We start from the raw sequence: 17,173 nt of genomic DNA, 5'->3' as shown, positions 1-17,173 counted from the left end.
CCGTTTTGAAGCGGTATTTTCGACAATTGACATCTATCAACTTGATTCATCTTTAGCTGAATTACGGCCATCTGTCCTCTTGACCGTTAGTGGCGGATACATTATGCCAGAAGGTTTATAAAGTCATGATCACAACCGATTTACGTCGCTATACAGCTCCAGCCCGAAATAATGAACGCGAGTAAGGATGCTTTAGCTCTTGGATGTCCCAGTTACTAAATGTTTCTACAATTTCCCCTTGGTATATGACAGAAACTTGGTCACATAATTGACGTATGGATAAGAGATCATGCGTAATAAAAAGATAAGATATATTTTCGATATTTTTTATATGTTTTAACATATTTATGATCTCTATTTGAGCTGACTGATCTAAACTAGCAATTGATTCATCAAAAATAATAATTTCAGGTTGTACAGCTAGTGCCTTAGCAATGCATACACGCTGCTTCTGGCCACCACTTAATTGACCTGGTAATCTTGATAAATAGCAAAGGGGGAGATTAACTAATTTTAATATTTTCACTAATCTTTCCTCTTTCCAAGCTTGATCTTTTTCGGGAAAGTAATTGTGAATTGGTTCTTCAAGAATATCTCTCACTTTTAATCTTGGATATAAAGAAGTGGATGAATCTTGTAGTACCAGCTGAATCCGTTTATAAATCGTTAAATCTTTCATTTCACTCATAGATTTACCGTCCATCAACACTTTTCCTGAAGATGGGCGTTCGATATTCATGATCACCTTTGCTAACGTACTTTTTCCACTGCCACTTTCTCCAACAATTCCAAGACTTTCACCTCGGTTTAATGTAAGATTGATTTCATGTAATGCTTTAATCGTTGAAGACTGATTTAAACCCTTCCTTCTTCTCAATCTAAACGGATATCGTTTCGTTACATCTTGTATATTTAGTAAGGTCATTGAAGAATACCTCCTGGATTCATTTGCAGTACACGATTGGCCAGTTTCTTTACGCTATGTTGGTCATGGGAGATTAATAATATCGTTAACCCTAGCTCATGTTGCAATTTTTTAAGCAATTGTAAAACCTTTTCTCTATTGATCACATCAAGGGCAGTTGTCGGTTCGTCTGCAATAAGGATTTGAGGTCGTAAGCTGATGAGCATCGCTAATAAAACTCTTTGCCGCATTCCCCCACTTAACTCAAAGGGATAAGAGGATAAAATCTCTGCAGGATCCGAAAATCCTACTTGCTCTAAAATCGTATGTAAATAGGTTTCCCTGTTTTCGTATGGCGATTTTTTATTTTGTTTTAACGCTTCTACCATTTGTTTTTTTACTGTACGAATTGGGTTTAAGCCACTTAATGAATGCTGAATTAATAATCCAATTTCTTCGCGGCGCAGCTTTTGCCACTTTTTCTCATCATACGTGAGAATATTCTCGTCTTTGTAATATATATGCCCGTTTGTCACTTGAAAGTTGGAGTCTAACATACCGACTAAGGCATGAGCGGTTATACTTTTCCCACAGCCACTTGTACCTGTTAGCGCAACTGTTTCACCTTTGTACAAGGAAAAAGAAACATCATGAACAAGCGGCACTGATTTTTGACCTTGAATGTTAGATACTTCAAGATGATCTATATGTAATATCGGTTTGATAATCATCGTCTCCCCTCTTTCACGCTAACTTTTTTAACCTCTCACTCATAAGCTGACAAGATAGGACAAAGAACATAATCGCTAACCCTGGAAAAATCATAATATGTGGGGCAATTTGAAAATAAGATGTGGCATCATATAACATTACTCCCCACTCAGGCGTTGGAGGTTGAACTCCAAGTCCTAAAAAAGAGAGTCCCGCCATTAAAAGAACAATCCTCCCCAAATCCAATGCTACAAAAACAAGAGTAGGTGTCATGATTTGCGGGAGTATGTAACGTTTTATAATCCGAATATGAGAATTACCAGACATTCGAGCAGATAAAATAAAATCTTCATTTCCCACTTTTAATACAAGACTACGTATAAACCGCACATAATTTGCCCAACGAACTAAAACAATGGCAACTAACATATTTACAAACCCTGGGCCTAAAATCCCAACAATTGCAATCGTTACGATTACATCAGGCAGTGCTAGTGTACCATCTACAATTCGCATAAAAAAATGGTCTGTACGGCCTCTCCAATAACCGGCTGTAAGACCGATTGGCAAACTGATCAGTAACGTAAATGCCATAATAAAAATTGCCGAGGATACGGTCGTTTGTATGCCATAAAGGATACGTGAGAAAATACAACGACCTAAATGATCCGTTCCGAACCAGTAATCCATACTAGGAGGGTTAAGTCGATGTTCGAGGTTAATCATTAACGGATCATGAGGAGTAAGCCATTTTGCGAACAAACCTAAGAGGAGAAATAAAACAAAGATCCCAACCCCAACAGTCAATCCCTTATTCAATTGGCGAGCTTTTTTCATTTATTTTCCCTCCTAACGAACACGCAGGCGTGGATCTAACAAAATATAGATAAAATCAACTATTAAGTGAATCAAGACAAATAAGATCGTAACGAAAATCACATAACCTTGTATAATGGGGTAATCTCTGTGTTTAATCGCTTCGACAATATAACGCCCTAAGCCTGGCCAAGAAAAAATCGTTTCGACAATAATACTTCCACCTAACATAAACGCGAAGCTTGTTCCTAGCATCGTTACAATTGGTAAGAAAGCATGCTTTAACACTTGAAACAAGATAATGCGGGTATTCGATAATCCCCTCGCTTTAGAAGCTTTCACAAAGTTTTGCTGCATCATTTCAAGAAGGTTGGATTTTAATACTCGCGCATATACAGTCCCCATACCAAACCCTAGTGTAATCGCGGGTAAAATCAAATGTTCCCAGCTGCCACGCCCCATCGGCGGAAGTACCCCGTACTTAACAGACAAAACATAAATCAAAAGAAAGCCAAGCCAAAAGGCGGGAATCGAAGACCCCAAGAGAGCGAGGAGTCTTCCTATTCGATCCAACCACCCTTTTGACCAGATCGCTGTTGTAATCCCAAAAGTAAACGTAAATACTAGCATTACAAACAAACCAGCTGCTGCTAATTCTAATGTTGCCGGTAATCTTTTGACTAGCTCTATTAACACCGGTTCCTTGGAAACAAAAGATGTCCCCCATTGTCCCTTAATAATCTGACTGACCCACTGAACATATTGAACAGCAAGTGTTTCTGTCAATCCTAGTTCCTCACGTAAGTAGCTTATCGCTTCCTCAGATGCCGGAACCCCGTTTTCGTAAAGCATAATTTGAGCTGGGTCACCAGGTGAAACTCGCAATAAAAGAAAAGTTAATGTTGGAACGCAGATGATCACAAACATGAATTGCAAAAAGCGGTCTACCAAAAAACGGTACATTCTTTCCACCTACATTATTCTCGTTCAATACGAGAATGAATATAATAATACTCAATTGGATGTACCGTAAACCCTTTTACATCCTTTTTACTTCCAAACACTGTCATTGGATGAACAACAAATGATTGGGGAATATCGTTATTAATTATTTCTTGTATTTGTCTAGCTAACTGGTCTCTCTCTATTTGCTCTAACGTTTGATTTAATCGGTCAAGTAATTCATCAAGTTCAGCTGAAGTATAGTAACTAACATTTGAAGAACTGTTAGATTGATAGAAAATATTTAAGAAATATTGAGGATCTCCAGTGTGCGCTGTTAACATACTATACATCGCTAAATCCCAATTTCCGCTTTCTAACGTATCATCAATATTCTCCACCTGACGAATGTGTGCTTGAATACCTTCTTGTAATAATTCGGCTTGAATAATTTCTGCCATCACTGTTAATTCAGGTCGCTGCGGGAACGTTAACAACGTAAATTCAAACAAGTTTCCATCCTTTTCCCACATCCCGTTCTTGTTTTTTTGCCAACCCGCTTCTCCCATTAGCTGATTAATGGATTGATTGACTATAGTTCGCGGTACATCTCCAAATGGCAAGACATCGGCGAATGGACTGTTTGCTTCTGTTCCATATCCCATCATGACAGAATGAATAATCGCTTCCCGTGGGATCGCTAAATCGACAACTTGTCTAAGAGCTAAGTTTTGAAACAATGGTGAATTCATATTATATAGGATCATATGAGTACGTAGCGATGGTGCAGATAACACTTCCAAATGATCTTCCCTTTCAATTAAAGAAATACTATCAAGAGGTAGATCGGTCGCTACGTCAACTGCTCCAGATTGCAGTGCCATTAAACGTGAATTTCCATCTGTCATAAATTTCATCGTTACTTCAGCTAGTAATGCGTTTTCTCCCCAATACTCTTCATATCTTTCAACTACAAGCGAATCATCTTTTGTAAATTCCTTTATTTTGAACGGACCAGTAAGAGCTGGATATGTATCCACTTCATCAATCGTAGTTACATCAAGAATAATAGTGGAAGGATCAGCTAAGTGTGGAATTAAAGTTGCATTCGGGTTGTTTGTAACAATTTTAATTTCACTTGGCCCAACTACTTCAATCGATTGTACATCCAATAAATCATTTGCCCTTTGATTGATTTCTAAGGAGCGTAATAAAGATGCTTTTACACTTTCTGCATCCATTTTATCTCCATTATGGAACATAACGTTTTCTTCTAGCTTTAACATCCATACTGTATCTTCTTCTTGATGCCACTCTTTTGCTAGCCAAGGAATGGGCTCTAATTGTTCATTTAAACCAATTAATGTTTCCGCTGCACCTGAGCGCATTATATGCCAACTATCACTGCCGTGGACATCCAGACCTGCTGGGTTCCAAGTATATGCCATCGTCAATGTTTGATTTTTCGGATCTGTTGCTTCTGTTTCTTGAACCGTTTTTTCACTTGTTCCACTGCATCCTGCCAGTACTAGGATTAAAATAAATAGAGTCATCCCTATTCGTAAAATTGATATACTTTTATTCATTCTATTTCCTCTCCAGTTTCATAGTATTTTTAGAACTAAAAAAAGCATTTCCGACACTTTAGAGGTCAGAAATGCTTATAATTACAAGATGTATCTTTTTTAAAAGATATAAAAAAAATACTGTTGCACTCTCTAACCACCTCCCTAATTCCCGTAGGTTATCAGTGATGTTAAAACAGGCAGGTCTCCTGACTTAGGGTATCTCTTTCAAACCTTCCCAGGAATGTCCTATCCTAGTGGTTATTAATGAAAGTAAACAGCACATGATACTGCTACCCAACACAGTGGCGGGTCCGTGTCGGATTTTAACCGACTTCCCTATTAAGCAGATTAAAGGATGGTAGAATTTTAATCTTTAATCTTGCACCTGGTTCCATAAATATAAAATTTTAAAATACTAATTTACATCTTTCATATTAATATATGAAAGCGTTCTATTAAACATATATATATTACTATTTATCTTGGTTAATGTCAAAACTTATTTATAATTAATTCATACGTTACTCCAATAGAGTAAATACCAGTATTATTTGCACCGATAATATCGTGCTTCCTGTCTCCAATCATAATAAAGTTATCAAGTTTATGTTCATTATACATATTAAGAGGGGAGACATTATCAAAGAAATTGTATATATTTATATCCCACAAGCAACGGATCCATTTTTCTGGAAGTACTTTTGATGATATTCTTCTGCGGCATAGAACGGTTTTGCTGGCGAAATTTCCGTGACAATTTCTTTATCACTCGCTTGATTTAACTCCGCTTTAATCTTACTAGCGACTTCTAATTGTTGAAAATTTTGAAAGAAAATAACTGAACGGTATTGCGTTCCTATATCAATGCCTTGACGATTGAGTGTCGTTGGGTTATGACATTCAAAAAATTTAGTAACGAGCTCTGCATAAGATATTTTCCAAGGGTTATACCAAATTTCGATCGCCTCCGCATGACCTGTCGTACCCGTCTTCACTTCTTCATAGGAAGGATTCTCAACATGCCCTCCTGTATAACCTACTCTTGTCTCTTCAACTCCACGAATACCTTCAAAAAAGGCTTCCACTCCCCAAAAACAACCTGCTCCAAATACTGCTTTTTCCATTTTAATTCGCTCCTTTGTTGAGCGATAAATCTTCTTCCCATAAGAAAAACCTCTCTAAATATAGAGAGGTTATCGTATATTCATACGATCCTCTCATCTCCCAAGGTATCCACCTTGCAGGAATTGGCACCGTTTAAATCAATCACTGATTTAATGGTTGCCGGGTTTCAAAGGGCCTGTCCCTCCACCGCTCTGGATAAGAAGTCTATCGCTATAAAATTTATATTGGCTTAAATAGTATTGTAGATGATTATTTAATATTTTGCAAGCTTTTTTACTCCGGTTGGAATTTCACTCTGCATCAGTTTTCTGTTTCTGTTTCTCCATACTCACAGATACTAAAGAAATATTCATGTATCCCTGTTATTTCCGACAAATTTCGAAGTGTTTCGGAAGTATTTCGGGGTGTCACAGTGACAGATCATCTCTTTTCCAAAAAAAGTACTGCGCCAATAGTCAATGCTACACACAAAACAATTTTTATTAAACTAAAGATTGGCGAGAATAAAATGACCATACCGATAACAATCGCGATTAATCCATAGAGTGGTTTTTTATAAGCAAACTGACCTAGAACGCTTCCAAATATTGCAGGTAATATGAATTGCATAGCACTTTCAACTGGTTGCGGGATTATGGTAAGAATAAATGATCCACTTAAAACGACTGTGATGATAATTAAAATATTCGTTAATGAAGCAACGGCAATCCCCAATGTACCCGCGACCTCAGCTTTCTTTGACCCTGGCTCTGCACCAATTGCCTCTTGAGAGGACGCTGAACATGGAAGACACATATTTGCTATATTACCTGTAAGGAACGACAAATACGTTCCTGATCTACCTAAAATCGGGTAATAGGTGATAGGCTCAAGAAACCACATAATACCAACAAAAGCCGCGTATCCAATGAGACCGCCGATTACAGCTCCCCACCCCGGGTGATAGCCAAGCACAAATGAAAAAAATAATGGTGGTATTAAGGAAGCCAAGACAACCAACCAAAGGGTTAAACGCCCCCAGAAATCAGATTTGGAATGAAATGATTGCATCGCATCTGTTTGAGCACTTTTTATCTCAATACTTTCTTCAATCCTTTTAGCAATTGCCATATAAACCGCCCCCTAACCTAAGTTAAATTAATGTTGATATGTAGCCAAGTGTCATTCCTACGACCAATGCAATCCCAAGGGCCCATTCTGACAGCCATCTGATTTCTTTTTTCTTAGAAAAATGGATAACGCCCATCATCGTTAATCCAGAAACGACTGCTGCTATGGCTTGTCCGTAACCAGTTACCATTTGTTGACTAGCAAGATAAGCAAAGGCTCCTAGCATGGCAGCTGTAGAAATAATCGTCATCATTTTCGTATTTTTTCTTGCGACTTTCGTCTGGACTTTTCCAAGTGACTTTGTAAAAAGTGCGGCAAAGATTAACCAGCCCGTTCCCCCAAGACACATCGTCCAAACCACTGTTGTAAAAGCTTGCATAGAAAATTCAGGAGAACCTAATTCAACCCCAAAAGCATTAGCCCCTATTCCAGCAGCCGTTAATTCCGTGGCTGCAGATCCAATAATCCCAATTCTCATCAATGTAAATGGAGCACCGAGAACTGTAATTAAAGAAATGATAACAATGGCGATTCCAAATGAAGGTCCTAAACAGCTAATAAACCCAGCTCTTAGCGCTCTCCGAGATTCCTGTGAAGTCATTCCAATACTTGGTGCTGTTTTTGAAGCAATCGCAATAAAAGTAACAGCTTGAAAAATAACAATAGCAACTACAATAGAAGCAAAAATCCAAACCGGTGTACTATTAGCAACTCTTAATATCTCTTCCATAAGGTTCGAACCTCCCTCTTTTTATAAAACTATTTTTAAGGTTTCTAGTATAATCCATTGCTGTTGCTTCCTTTTAAAAATCGGATTCTTACTAGCTTTTATCCCTTGTAATTAAAGATTTGGATTGAGGATAAAAGATAGTTAAATTATAGTACCGAACAAGTCATTCCATCCTTATTCTTTAACGCACTATACCGTTTCTCGGCTTCTATTCCATCAAGTTTCAATAAGCTCGCTTTCTTCTATTACTTCATTTGAAAGATAGTCAAATACAGCTGATACAAAAAGCTTGCCAATATCAAGCATTGAGCGTTCATCCACATCAAATTTTGGATTGTGATGAGGGTATTTTTCTACTAAGTCAGAATTTCCGCCAACAAAGAAAAATGTACCAGGGACCTTTTGTAAATAGTAGGCAAAATCCTCCATCCCCATTTGCGGATCAAGCTGCTTCACATTTGCTTGCCCAAAAAGGTGATTCGCGATTTTTTCTATTCTTTTTGTTTCTTCGGGATGATTCTTTACAGCAGGATAACCTCTTACATACTTATAGGTTGCGGTTGCTCCACTCCCCTTACAAGTCGACTCAACCATCTCCCCTATCAAACTTTCAATCATATCACGGACATCCTCATCAAAGGTTCGAACCGTTCCTGTAATTTTCGCCTTATCAGGAATAACATTAAACCCAATACCACTATTGAAGGCAGCAACGGAGACGACTGCTGATTTTATAGGATCTACTTTTCTGCCGACAATTTGTTGCAAATTCACAATAATCTGACTCCCGATGACAATAGGATCTATCGTCAGGTGCGGAGTCGCTGCATGTCCGCCTTTTCCAAAAATATCAATTTCAAATGTATCCCCTGCGGCCATTGTAGCTCCTTCCTTAACACCGATCGTGCCAACCGGATGGATTGAGGAAACATGAGCACCATATATCACATCAACTCCATCTAAGCAGCCATCCTCTATCATAGGCTTGGCCCCTCCAGGAATAACTTCTTCTGCAAACTGATGAATAAAAACAATATTTCCTGCTATCGTTTCTTTTACTTCAGCCAATGCTTTTGCAACTCCTAATAGAGCTGCCGTATGTATATCATGGCCGCACGCATGCATGACTCCAGGAATACGAGATTTATAATCCACATCATTCTCTTCTTGGATTGGCAAAGCGTCAAAATCAGCACGTAAACCTACAGTTTTACCAGGTTTTCCACCTCTTAATATTGCAACAACTCCTCTTCCACCGACTCCTACTCTTACTTCTAATCCTAATTGACTTAAGAAATCAGCGATCTTTTTAGGTGTATTTTCTTCTTGATGTGAAAGTTCTGGGTACATATGTAGTTCTCTTCTAAAGTTCACCATCTCCGGATAAATTTCTTGTAATCTTTTAAAAATGCTTTCAACCATATAAAAATTACTCCTTTCCGGTTTAAATTAAGAGAATTTGATCCATCCAAGTTTAGAATTTTTATTTGATCCTCCTCTCTATAAAATATCTCGTTTACCTTAACTTATGATTATTGATATGTTTCCTGATACTTAATACTGTACCAGGTATTTTTTAGAATTACCTTTCCTTCGTAAGATCTCCTTCCTAACTTTTTTTCTTCAGCTAAAAAAACCAAATTCGAAAAAGTCATTGTAATGGACTCTCCTTGTTTTTCAAGCTAACATCGGTCGATTCAATAATAAATTTTTTCGATTAATAAGCCCTCTTTAAAAAAGGAAAATGGATAGATTTATTTCTCAATGCTTATCTACAACCTCACCTTTCCATCCTTCATATGGTTATGGCTTGCTGCTGATGAAAGTCGGTTTCTAGTTGGAAACGATGACCAATATTTATGAGCGTCTGCTCTGTTAAAGGCCGTCCGGCAAATTGAATACCAATGGGAAGATGATTCGAAAAGCCTGCAGGAATGGTTAATGTCGGTATGCCCGCATTTGTAAACAATGCATTGAAACGAGGAGACCCAGTAGCTTGTATTCCATAAGGAGCTGGTGTTGGTGCAGCTGGTGTCACGATCGCATCTACATCCGCTAAACTCGAGACCAACAGCGCCCTATATTCATCACGAATCCGTTGAGCCTTTATGTAATCTGTTGCTGTTATTTTTAATCCTGAACGAATGAGGTCTTGCATGCTTTCCGTATACAGATGGCCTCTATCCTGATACATATCTTCATGATAGCTTGCCATTTCAGTCTTCATCACAGTTTCGTGTGCACTATTGGCTTCAATAAGATTATAAGGCAGCTGGAATGGAACAAGTGTCACCCCTAATCTTTTAAGCTCCTGAAGCGTTTGGTCAAAAACATATTGTACGGAAGAATCAATATCATCGAAGAAATAGTCTTGCGGTACACCTATCTTCATCGTTTGAAGGGGCACACTATCCGTACATCTAAGCTTTTCAATACCTGCCTTCAGAGAAGCTGGATCCTTTGGGTCATGGCCAAGTAGTTCATTATAAACAAGACAAGTATCTTCAACTGTATGAGTAAAAGCACCTGCGTGATCAAGACTCCAACTTGCAGGAATAATGCCATTGCGACTAACCAATCCAAATGTTCCTTTTAAGACCGTTAAACCATTAAATGAAGCTGGGCGGGACAGTGATCCTGCTGTTTGTGTACCTAATGTAAACATCGCAGTTTGCGATGCAAGGGCAGCGGCTGAACCTGAGCTTGAACCACCAGGAGTATGCTCAAGATTCCAAGGGTTACGCGTTTCTGGAGGTCCACCTAAACTCGCATATTCCGTCGTTGTCGTTTTTCCTAATACAATGGAACCTGCAGCCTTCAGTTTTTGAACGATGGTTGCATCCTCTTTTGGAATGAAGTTCTCATTTACTCGTGATCCGGCACTTGTCATGACTCCTTTTGTATAAATAATATCCTTCACTCCAAATGGAATTCCGAATAACGGGAGACTTTCCATGGTAGTATGATCTTCTTCAAGTACTTTCGCTTGTGCCAGCGCTTCTTCTTTTGTAAGTCTTACCCAAGCCTTAACATTAGAGTCTAGCTTTTCAATTTTGTCAAAGAAAGCCTGTGTGACCTCTACTGGTGAGACTTCCTTCTTTTTAAGGGAGGATGATAGTTGAGTTATCGTCATCTTCGTAGTACCGGTATTAATCATAAATGTACTCCTTTCATAAACAGGACCTTATTGATCCAAATATTAGTGTTATATGCAAATTATTTCACTAAAATTTGAAGTTGTCCGTCGATTGGAAAGAAAATGTAACATGAAGTTTACAAAATTCAGGAAGTACCTTTTATGATTTCGACATATTTCGGGGTGTCACAGTGACAGATCACGATTTTTTTCAATCTTACAAATCCACCTATAATACTTTAATATTATTATTAGCAAAACAGGGTCAATAAGTGCTGAAAGCCATATATTCCACCACCCATAATTAAAGTATCCCCATGGTTCTGGTAGCAATGCTATAACTTCATAAGTTAAAATAAGATGCAACCAAAATATGAAATAAAGAATACGCTTTAATAATGATTTATCGAAAGGATACCAATTTAAAAACATTACATTAACAGGTGGTATGAGCATTGTCAGAGCAGGTAGAGATTCCCAGTTAACACCTTTTGCAAAGTACCAATAGCCTTGGTATTTTTGATCAATAAACTCATCAAATAATAATTGAAAGGCAATTGTAAATGTCCAAATATGGACGATTTGGTTTTTAGAAAGCCGTTTGTTAGTTATAAAAGCAATAGAATTAAAAAGAATAACAGCAATCATTAGTCCAATCATTTAATAAGTTCCTTTTTGTAACTAAATTACCCTTATTCTTATTTAATTATCCCCTCTATATAACAATAAGTCAGGTTTGGAAGATTATAAGCATGATCCTGGTATTTGAGTTTCAGAAGTTTTTTTACAAGCCTCTACAAATTCAATGAACAACTTAAAGCTACTATCATCTTCTATATAATTTATTTCTGGATGCCACTGTACAGCTAGAACAAATGCTTTCTCAGGCATATAAACAGCTTCAATTAAACCATCTTCCGAGTGAGCGATGGATACTAATTGACGGGATAATTCTTTAATCCCTTGATGATGTAAGCTATTTACCTTAATCGACTCTTTTTTTAAGATGTGATAGAGTCTGTTTTCTTTATCAATGTAAACTTTATGTACGGGTTTTTCATATGGTGGATTTTGTTTATGATCTAATTGTTTTTCTTGATGCCTCTGGGTTACAAGATCTTGATATAGTTTTCCTCCTAACAACGCATTAAATAATTGTAATCCACGACAAATACCAAAGGCTGGTTTATTTAGTTCTACTACTCTGTTAAAAAGAATCTCTTCCATCACATCACGATCATCACATGGTTTTCCACATACCGATTCTTTCTTTTCACCATATATTTCAGGGTTAAGATCCTGACCTCCTGTAAATAGAAAACCATCAAATTGATCTGCAATTGATAAGATTATATCTCGATCTGTTGTTAATGGAAGCATGACAGGTATCCCGCCAGCCTCTTCAATCCCTTTCATGTAACCTGGTAACATCCAGTAGCTTTCTTTTATCTCATCGTACAATGGTAATACACCAATAAGCGGTTTTTTCATCTATGTTTCCTCTTTTCTAACTTTTTATTTGTCTCTTATTGTAAAACACTACACCAAGCCATTGTCATTTCTACAAAATAAACTTCAGTTTACAATTCAGCTAACCCTTTAAAAAGTTCAACCGCAGTTTTGATGATCTCATCCCGGAAATCATACTGGACGGTATGGATATGAGGATAATCCTTACCGTTTCCGATGAAACAGATGGCTCCCCTTGTCTCTTTCAAATAATAGCCAAAATCTTCAGAGGCACGGAATGCTTCTTTCATTTCAACTACCTGAAGCCCTTTGTTTTGACATGCTTTACGGATCTTATCAGAGCTTTCCTGGTGATTCACTGTTTCAGGAAAGGTGTCGTTGTACGAGAAGCTTGTCTTCAGTCCGTACTGTGTAGAGAGAGCAAGAGAAAAATCTTCAAGGTTTTTCTGGAGCTTTTCTAACTCTTCTTCATATAATGCACGAATAGTTAAAAGCAAGTTTCCTTTACTTGCAGCTACACCAAACGCTCTTTCCCCAATTTCAACCTGAACGACGGTGCATAGTACCATCCCGTTATTTTTCTTTGGAGAAGTAAACTTAGGGATTGCTTCAATAATCTTTGCCATCGCAAACGCCGGATTTACTCCATCCTCTGGTTGGCTTGCATGTGCTGGAGTACCTTCCATATGAATGGTCATTCCCTTGGATGCGCAGTGAGCCGTTCCGTCAATAACATGAACAGCGTTGAGAGCCATCCCGCTCATATTGTGGTAGGCAAAAATTTCTTCGATGCGATTTTCCTTTATAAAAGAAACACATTGAACCGCCCCATCTCCTGTTTCCTCTGCATGCTGAAACAAGAAAAAGATGTTTTTGTCAGCCCCTTTCTGGTCAATTTCAAGGGCAAACCCAGCAAGGCATGCGGAGTGACCATCGTGTCCGCATTTATGCGAAACCCCTGTAAATTTCGAAGCATGCGGTACATCAATCGTTTCTTCAATCGGAAGTGCATCAAAATCAGCACGAAACGCAATGTTCTTTTTGTCCTTACCTGCCCGATAAACCGCATAAAACCATCGGCCTCTGTCTACAATCTCTAGTTGTGTATAGGTTTTAAGAAAATCCATTAAATGCTGTTTCGTCCAAACCTCTTCGTTGGACAGTTCGGGATGCATATGTAATTCATGACGTAGATTTTTCGTTAATTTTAGGTTTTTCTGTTCCACTGAAACTCTTCCTTTATATTAAGATTTTTTAACTAAAAAGTGGGCAATTCAAGATGTTCTAAATAGAATCATCATTCATTAGGTGTCCCTCAAAAAAGATGAATAGCCTGGCGATGCCAAGCTATTGGTTTTACCCCTACCATTCTTCAACTTTTTTATATCTGACAACTTCGCCCTTTAACACGGTCTAATTCGATAACCGATTATCCCCCTTTTCGTTATACAAATGAGCGACATATTTATCTTTCATCCATTGAGCTACCTCGTTAATATCCATCTCTTCAAGTGCATTTTACCTTTTGGATTTTCTATAGCCTGCTTCTTGTGCTTCTTCTTCTGTACAAAACATCTCTTCTGGATTGGTTTGTTCATAGAACTGTCCACCTGGAACATGATAGATCAATTCACCGCTTGAACTATGATTTCCTTTAATCGTTGGATTATCACAGCCTGGTTGCTGTTCAGATGGCGCTTCCTCTGTAGTATCTATTACATTTTCATCAAAACCACGATCCTCATCAAAACCACGATCCGTCGTATAGTTTTCTATACTCCAAATTCCAATCGCCTTTTGCTGCGCTTCCTTTTGTATCTCATAGAACCGATCAACATGCTTTGTATTTGGCGCAAAAATATAAGCAACGCGAGCTAATCCCTGTTCAAGCAGCAGCTCATTGAACATTTTATCCCCTACCCAAACATAGGCAAGTAAGCGACCATAGTTATTAATCAATCACTTGCATATGCATTTTTTATTATAAACTATTGATAAACCTAAATAAACATAGGTAACTTTGTTAAAGTAAATACAATATTATTAATTTGCATAAAAAAAGCACCAGAAAATAATTTTCTTAGTGCCATTTTTGCTTTTTTAAATCTATATCTCCCATTTCTTGTAATCTTTTTACGTGGGGGTAGACTTTGTTTATCACTTTAAGAACAATTTTATTTATATAGATCAATTAAATCCTATTACCAATCCCGTCTTGGTATAAAAAATAGGACGATACTGATAATTAGTACTATCCAACTTAAAACTACTAGTTTTCTCATATATCCGCCTATTTCGTTAATGATTTAATGTCTTTTATAATCTGTTCATAAGGAACATCTTGATCGCCTAAATAATTCTTAACTACATTCCCTTCCTGGTCAACTAAATAATACCTTGTCCCATGGATTACTTGGTCGGAATTTGAGTCCTCCTGTACAATGGTTTTAAAACTCTCTAAAGCTAAATCTTTTATTTCTTCTTGTTCATATCCAGTTAAGAAGTGCCAGTTTTTAAAATCAGCATTAAAATTAGTAGCATACTCTTTTAACTTTTCAGGAGTATCCTCCTCAGGATCTACACTAAAAGATACTAATTCTACCTCAATTCCTTCATCTTTTAACATTTGTTGAAGTTTTGCCATATTAAAAGTTAAGATTGGACATACTGTTTGGCAATTCGTAAAAATAAAATCGGCAACCCAAACCTTACCTTTTAAGTCTTCAAGACTCAATTGTTGATTATCTTGATTTATAAAACTAAAATCTTTTACTTCCCAGTTAACTCGGTTTTCAATTTCATTCCCCGAACAAGCTGTTAATATGATTAAAATTAAAACAGATAAAAGTTTTTTTATGTTATTCTGTATTTTCATTTTCCTCTTTCACCTCTCCTTGACTCCTTAAAAACACAACAAGGGAATTTATTTCTTCTCCTGTAAGTTGACGAACTCCATTTAGTCCTTTGAGAGAGGGCCCCATTGCTGTATTAGATCTACCGTAAGCGATGGTTGCCCATAAAAATTCATTTGACGCTTGTTTTAAAAAATCAGGATTAATCACATTTGGCCCTATACCATTAGCATGGCAAGATAGACAATTTTTTTTGTATAGCTTTTGCCCAATATTTGTATCCCCAGCTATTACTTCCGGTGTATCCATTTTTATAGACTTATTTTGCCAAGCTCTTATAAAAGCAATGATATCTTTAATTTCTTTTTGATCAAGTTTTCCTCCGTTATCTAGACCAAAAGCTGGCATTTTTGTGTTATCTCGTCCTTCAGCAATGGTTTTAAATAAAAATTCATCGCTTACCAAAGATAAAAACTCTTGGTTATTTAAAGTTGTTGCACTACTAATTTTTCTAGCCTCTCCGTTATTACCATGGCACTGGATACAACTATGATTATAAATTTCTTCTCCTCTTTCTATTGACGATTCAACAAATGGGTCTGTAAAAAAATTGTTGCCGATAAATAAAATAATGCCAAACAATACTATAGCTGATAGAGTTATCAAAACCTTTTTGTATTTCATTTGTACTCCTCAAATTACATATTTTCTGGAGGCATTGGTGTATTGGTTGATGGGCCGTAGTCACCATATTTATCATCGATGTAAGTTCTAATTTGGTATAAAGAATTTCCTTCTTTGTATAAAGCAATGGATTCTCTTGCAATACCATTACATATATCACAGTTTAAGCTCATTTGGTCCCAAACAATATCCTCACCGTTTTTCTCTTTGATAAAACAATTAAAGTTACTTTCGTGCCCTTGGTTTACACAACCACAGAAACAAGGCATATTTTCTAGGACATTTGAGTATTTAGAACTTAATGCATAATTTTCCTTAACCATATTTGGTCGTCCTTCAACAAAATCAGGAAGAGTTACATCTATTTTTTGTGCCTCCTGAGATAACATTTGAATTGTTTCTTGTGAGGGGCCTAGAATGGCTTCTTCTTTATTACTACAACCAACTAATACTATAAAAAAAATTAGAAAAGGAAAGATTACTTTTTTCATCGTTTTTCTCCTTTCAAACTATTCACACATATTGTAGAACCCTGTATTTAAAAGGTTATTTCCAACCGTGGTATGGTTTCTCACCTTTCAAATATGCAAAGTACAGCTTATCGCCTTCCTTATTAGTGATGGTGAGAACCACCTTGATCACTTGGTGCATCTTGTTTATTGGAATTCTTCTCTAATTCTTTAAGTTCCTCTTCCGTAGCAGTTCCTACAATAAATTGTTTCTTTGGCATGACATGTAAACTACGAGCAGTTACATGGGTTTGAACGTAATATAGTCCATCTTCTTTAAATGTCTTTTGGATACTATATATACCACCTTTTTCATGTTTAGCTTCAATCATCTCGCTGTCTTCCTTGCTATTCGCTTTCCATATTTCAAATTGAACCTCATCTGCATCGTCAACAATATCTGATCCCTGAGTTAGCTTCACACTCAATTCACTTTCCTTATTGAGAGAAATCTTTCCAGGAATCATTATTTCAACATCTACTATTTTGGGAACTTCATCATTTGTTTGACTACCTGTACAAGCTGATAGAAGTAGTAATGTAGCAATTAACACAAACTTTGATAATAATAATTTTTTCATTATGCGTATGACACCTCGATTAAAAAAAGTATCTT

The 17,173-nt window shown here is 37.0% G+C and carries 18 protein-coding genes, 1 pseudogene and 2 riboswitches; all 19 genes and pseudogenes read right to left on the bottom strand.

The features are described 5' to 3' along the window. Positions 1–148: 148 nt before the first annotated feature. Complete coding sequence (locus J0N78_RS01505) at positions 149–925, bottom strand: ABC transporter ATP-binding protein (RefSeq protein ID WP_209121227.1); 777 nt, start codon at positions 923–925, stop codon at positions 149–151. Then, positions 922–1,635, bottom strand: a complete 714-nt coding sequence (locus J0N78_RS01500) for an ATP-binding cassette domain-containing protein (RefSeq protein ID WP_209121226.1) — start codon at positions 1,633–1,635, stop codon at positions 922–924. The genes J0N78_RS01505 and J0N78_RS01500 overlap by 4 nt, the downstream gene beginning before the upstream one ends. Positions 1,636–1,648: 13 nt before the next feature. After that, positions 1,649–2,452, bottom strand: coding sequence for a nickel transporter permease (nikC, locus tag J0N78_RS01495; RefSeq protein ID WP_209121225.1), 804 nt, complete (start codon positions 2,450–2,452; stop codon positions 1,649–1,651). A 12-nt stretch (positions 2,453–2,464) separates the two neighbouring features. Further along, a complete protein-coding gene (nikB, locus tag J0N78_RS01490) occupies positions 2,465–3,394 on the bottom strand; it encodes a nickel ABC transporter permease (RefSeq protein WP_209121224.1) in 930 nt (309 codons plus the stop codon). Positions 3,395–3,408: 14 nt separating this feature from the next. Then, positions 3,409–4,959: an ABC transporter substrate-binding protein gene (locus J0N78_RS01485; protein ID WP_209121223.1), complete on the bottom strand. Its 1,551-nt coding sequence runs from the start codon at positions 4,957–4,959 to the stop codon at positions 3,409–3,411. Positions 4,960–5,120: 161 nt separating this feature from the next. Further along, a riboswitch (cobalamin riboswitch) is annotated at positions 5,121–5,345 on the bottom strand. Positions 5,346–5,433: 88 nt separating this feature from the next. Next, positions 5,434–5,541: pseudogene (locus J0N78_RS01480) on the bottom strand (HAD hydrolase-like protein); the annotation flags it as partial. 59 nt (positions 5,542–5,600) lie between these two features. After that, positions 5,601–6,065 (bottom strand): peptide-methionine (S)-S-oxide reductase MsrA, encoded by a 465-nt coding sequence (gene msrA, locus J0N78_RS01475; protein WP_209121221.1) that lies wholly within the window; start codon positions 6,063–6,065, stop codon positions 5,601–5,603. 90 nt (positions 6,066–6,155) lie between these two features. Next, positions 6,156–6,268, bottom strand: a riboswitch (SAM riboswitch). Between the two features lie 218 nt (positions 6,269–6,486). Then, the gene (locus tag J0N78_RS01470) at positions 6,487–7,176 is read right to left on the bottom strand and encodes a small-conductance mechanosensitive channel (RefSeq protein ID WP_209121220.1); all 690 of its coding nucleotides are present in this window, start codon (positions 7,174–7,176) and stop codon (positions 6,487–6,489) included. A gap of 22 nt (positions 7,177–7,198) precedes the next feature. Beyond that, the gene (locus tag J0N78_RS01465) at positions 7,199–7,906 is read right to left on the bottom strand and encodes a DUF5058 family protein (protein WP_209121219.1); all 708 of its coding nucleotides are present in this window, start codon (positions 7,904–7,906) and stop codon (positions 7,199–7,201) included. 216 nt (positions 7,907–8,122) lie between these two features. After that, the gene (locus tag J0N78_RS01460) at positions 8,123–9,328 is read right to left on the bottom strand and encodes a M20 metallopeptidase family protein (protein ID WP_209121218.1); all 1,206 of its coding nucleotides are present in this window, start codon (positions 9,326–9,328) and stop codon (positions 8,123–8,125) included. 373 nt (positions 9,329–9,701) lie between these two features. Beyond that, positions 9,702–11,063, bottom strand: coding sequence for an amidase (locus tag J0N78_RS01455; RefSeq protein ID WP_209121217.1), 1,362 nt, complete (start codon positions 11,061–11,063; stop codon positions 9,702–9,704). Between the two features lie 165 nt (positions 11,064–11,228). Continuing rightward, a complete protein-coding gene (locus tag J0N78_RS01450; protein ID WP_209121216.1) occupies positions 11,229–11,702 on the bottom strand; it encodes a hypothetical protein in 474 nt (157 codons plus the stop codon). Between the two features lie 84 nt (positions 11,703–11,786). Beyond that, positions 11,787–12,533, bottom strand: a complete 747-nt coding sequence (locus J0N78_RS01445; protein WP_209121215.1) for a gamma-glutamyl-gamma-aminobutyrate hydrolase family protein — start codon at positions 12,531–12,533, stop codon at positions 11,787–11,789. An 89-nt stretch (positions 12,534–12,622) separates the two neighbouring features. Further along, entirely contained in the window at positions 12,623–13,738 is a 1,116-nt protein-coding gene (locus J0N78_RS01440) for an amidohydrolase (RefSeq protein ID WP_209121214.1), read from the bottom strand. A gap of 292 nt (positions 13,739–14,030) precedes the next feature. Then, positions 14,031–14,420, bottom strand: a complete 390-nt coding sequence (locus J0N78_RS01435; RefSeq protein ID WP_209121213.1) for a sunset domain-containing protein — start codon at positions 14,418–14,420, stop codon at positions 14,031–14,033. 382 nt (positions 14,421–14,802) lie between these two features. Further along, a complete protein-coding gene (locus J0N78_RS01430; protein WP_209121212.1) occupies positions 14,803–15,387 on the bottom strand; it encodes an SCO family protein in 585 nt (194 codons plus the stop codon). Then, on the bottom strand, positions 15,371–16,048 hold the full coding sequence (locus J0N78_RS01425; RefSeq protein ID WP_209121211.1) for a c-type cytochrome: 678 nt from the start codon (positions 16,046–16,048) through the stop codon (positions 15,371–15,373). The genes J0N78_RS01430 and J0N78_RS01425 overlap by 17 nt, the downstream gene beginning before the upstream one ends. Positions 16,049–16,062: 14 nt before the next feature. Beyond that, positions 16,063–16,539 carry a PCYCGC motif-containing (lipo)protein gene (locus tag J0N78_RS01420; protein WP_209121210.1) on the bottom strand — a complete coding sequence of 159 codons (477 nt, stop codon included), beginning with the start codon at positions 16,537–16,539 and terminating at the stop codon, positions 16,063–16,065. Between the two features lie 122 nt (positions 16,540–16,661). Further along, positions 16,662–17,138: a FixH family protein gene (locus J0N78_RS01415; RefSeq protein WP_209121209.1), complete on the bottom strand. Its 477-nt coding sequence runs from the start codon at positions 17,136–17,138 to the stop codon at positions 16,662–16,664. Positions 17,139–17,173: the final 35 nt, after the last annotated feature.

It is taken from the genome of Alkalihalobacillus sp. BA299, from assembly GCF_017745675.1.
In the GTDB taxonomy this organism is placed as follows: domain Bacteria; phylum Bacillota; class Bacilli; order Bacillales; family Bacillaceae_F; genus Alkalihalobacterium.
The sequence above is the reverse complement of the archived record's forward strand: the minus strand, read 5'-3'. Positions and strand labels throughout refer to the sequence as shown.

Bases quoted from the DNA above. Each gene is read 5' to 3' on its own strand.
- J0N78_RS01505 (WP_209121227.1), bottom strand. From the start codon at position 925: ATGACCTTACTAAATATACAAGATGTAACGAAACGATATCCGTTTAGA.
- J0N78_RS01500 (WP_209121226.1), bottom strand. From the start codon at position 1,635: ATGATTATCAAACCGATATTACATATAGATCATCTTGAAGTATCTAAC.
- nikC (WP_209121225.1), bottom strand. From the start codon at position 2,452: ATGAAAAAAGCTCGCCAATTGAATAAGGGATTGACTGTTGGGGTTGGG.
- nikB (WP_209121224.1), bottom strand. From the start codon at position 3,394: ATGTACCGTTTTTTGGTAGACCGCTTTTTGCAATTCATGTTTGTGATC.
- J0N78_RS01485 (WP_209121223.1), bottom strand. From the start codon at position 4,959: ATGAATAAAAGTATATCAATTTTACGAATAGGGATGACTCTATTTATT.
- msrA (WP_209121221.1), bottom strand. From the start codon at position 6,065: ATGGAAAAAGCAGTATTTGGAGCAGGTTGTTTTTGGGGAGTGGAAGCC.
- J0N78_RS01470 (WP_209121220.1), bottom strand. From the start codon at position 7,176: ATGGCAATTGCTAAAAGGATTGAAGAAAGTATTGAGATAAAAAGTGCT.
- J0N78_RS01465 (WP_209121219.1), bottom strand. From the start codon at position 7,906: ATGGAAGAGATATTAAGAGTTGCTAATAGTACACCGGTTTGGATTTTT.
- J0N78_RS01460 (WP_209121218.1), bottom strand. From the start codon at position 9,328: ATGGTTGAAAGCATTTTTAAAAGATTACAAGAAATTTATCCGGAGATG.
- J0N78_RS01455 (WP_209121217.1), bottom strand. From the start codon at position 11,063: ATGATTAATACCGGTACTACGAAGATGACGATAACTCAACTATCATCC.
- J0N78_RS01450 (WP_209121216.1), bottom strand. From the start codon at position 11,702: ATGATTGGACTAATGATTGCTGTTATTCTTTTTAATTCTATTGCTTTT.
- J0N78_RS01445 (WP_209121215.1), bottom strand. From the start codon at position 12,533: ATGAAAAAACCGCTTATTGGTGTATTACCATTGTACGATGAGATAAAA.
- J0N78_RS01435 (WP_209121213.1), bottom strand. From the start codon at position 14,420: ATGTTCAATGAGCTGCTGCTTGAACAGGGATTAGCTCGCGTTGCTTAT.
- J0N78_RS01430 (WP_209121212.1), bottom strand. From the start codon at position 15,387: ATGAAAATACAGAATAACATAAAAAAACTTTTATCTGTTTTAATTTTA.
- J0N78_RS01425 (WP_209121211.1), bottom strand. From the start codon at position 16,048: ATGAAATACAAAAAGGTTTTGATAACTCTATCAGCTATAGTATTGTTT.
- J0N78_RS01420 (WP_209121210.1), bottom strand. From the start codon at position 16,539: ATGAAAAAAGTAATCTTTCCTTTTCTAATTTTTTTTATAGTATTAGTT.
- J0N78_RS01415 (WP_209121209.1), bottom strand. From the start codon at position 17,138: ATGAAAAAATTATTATTATCAAAGTTTGTGTTAATTGCTACATTACTA.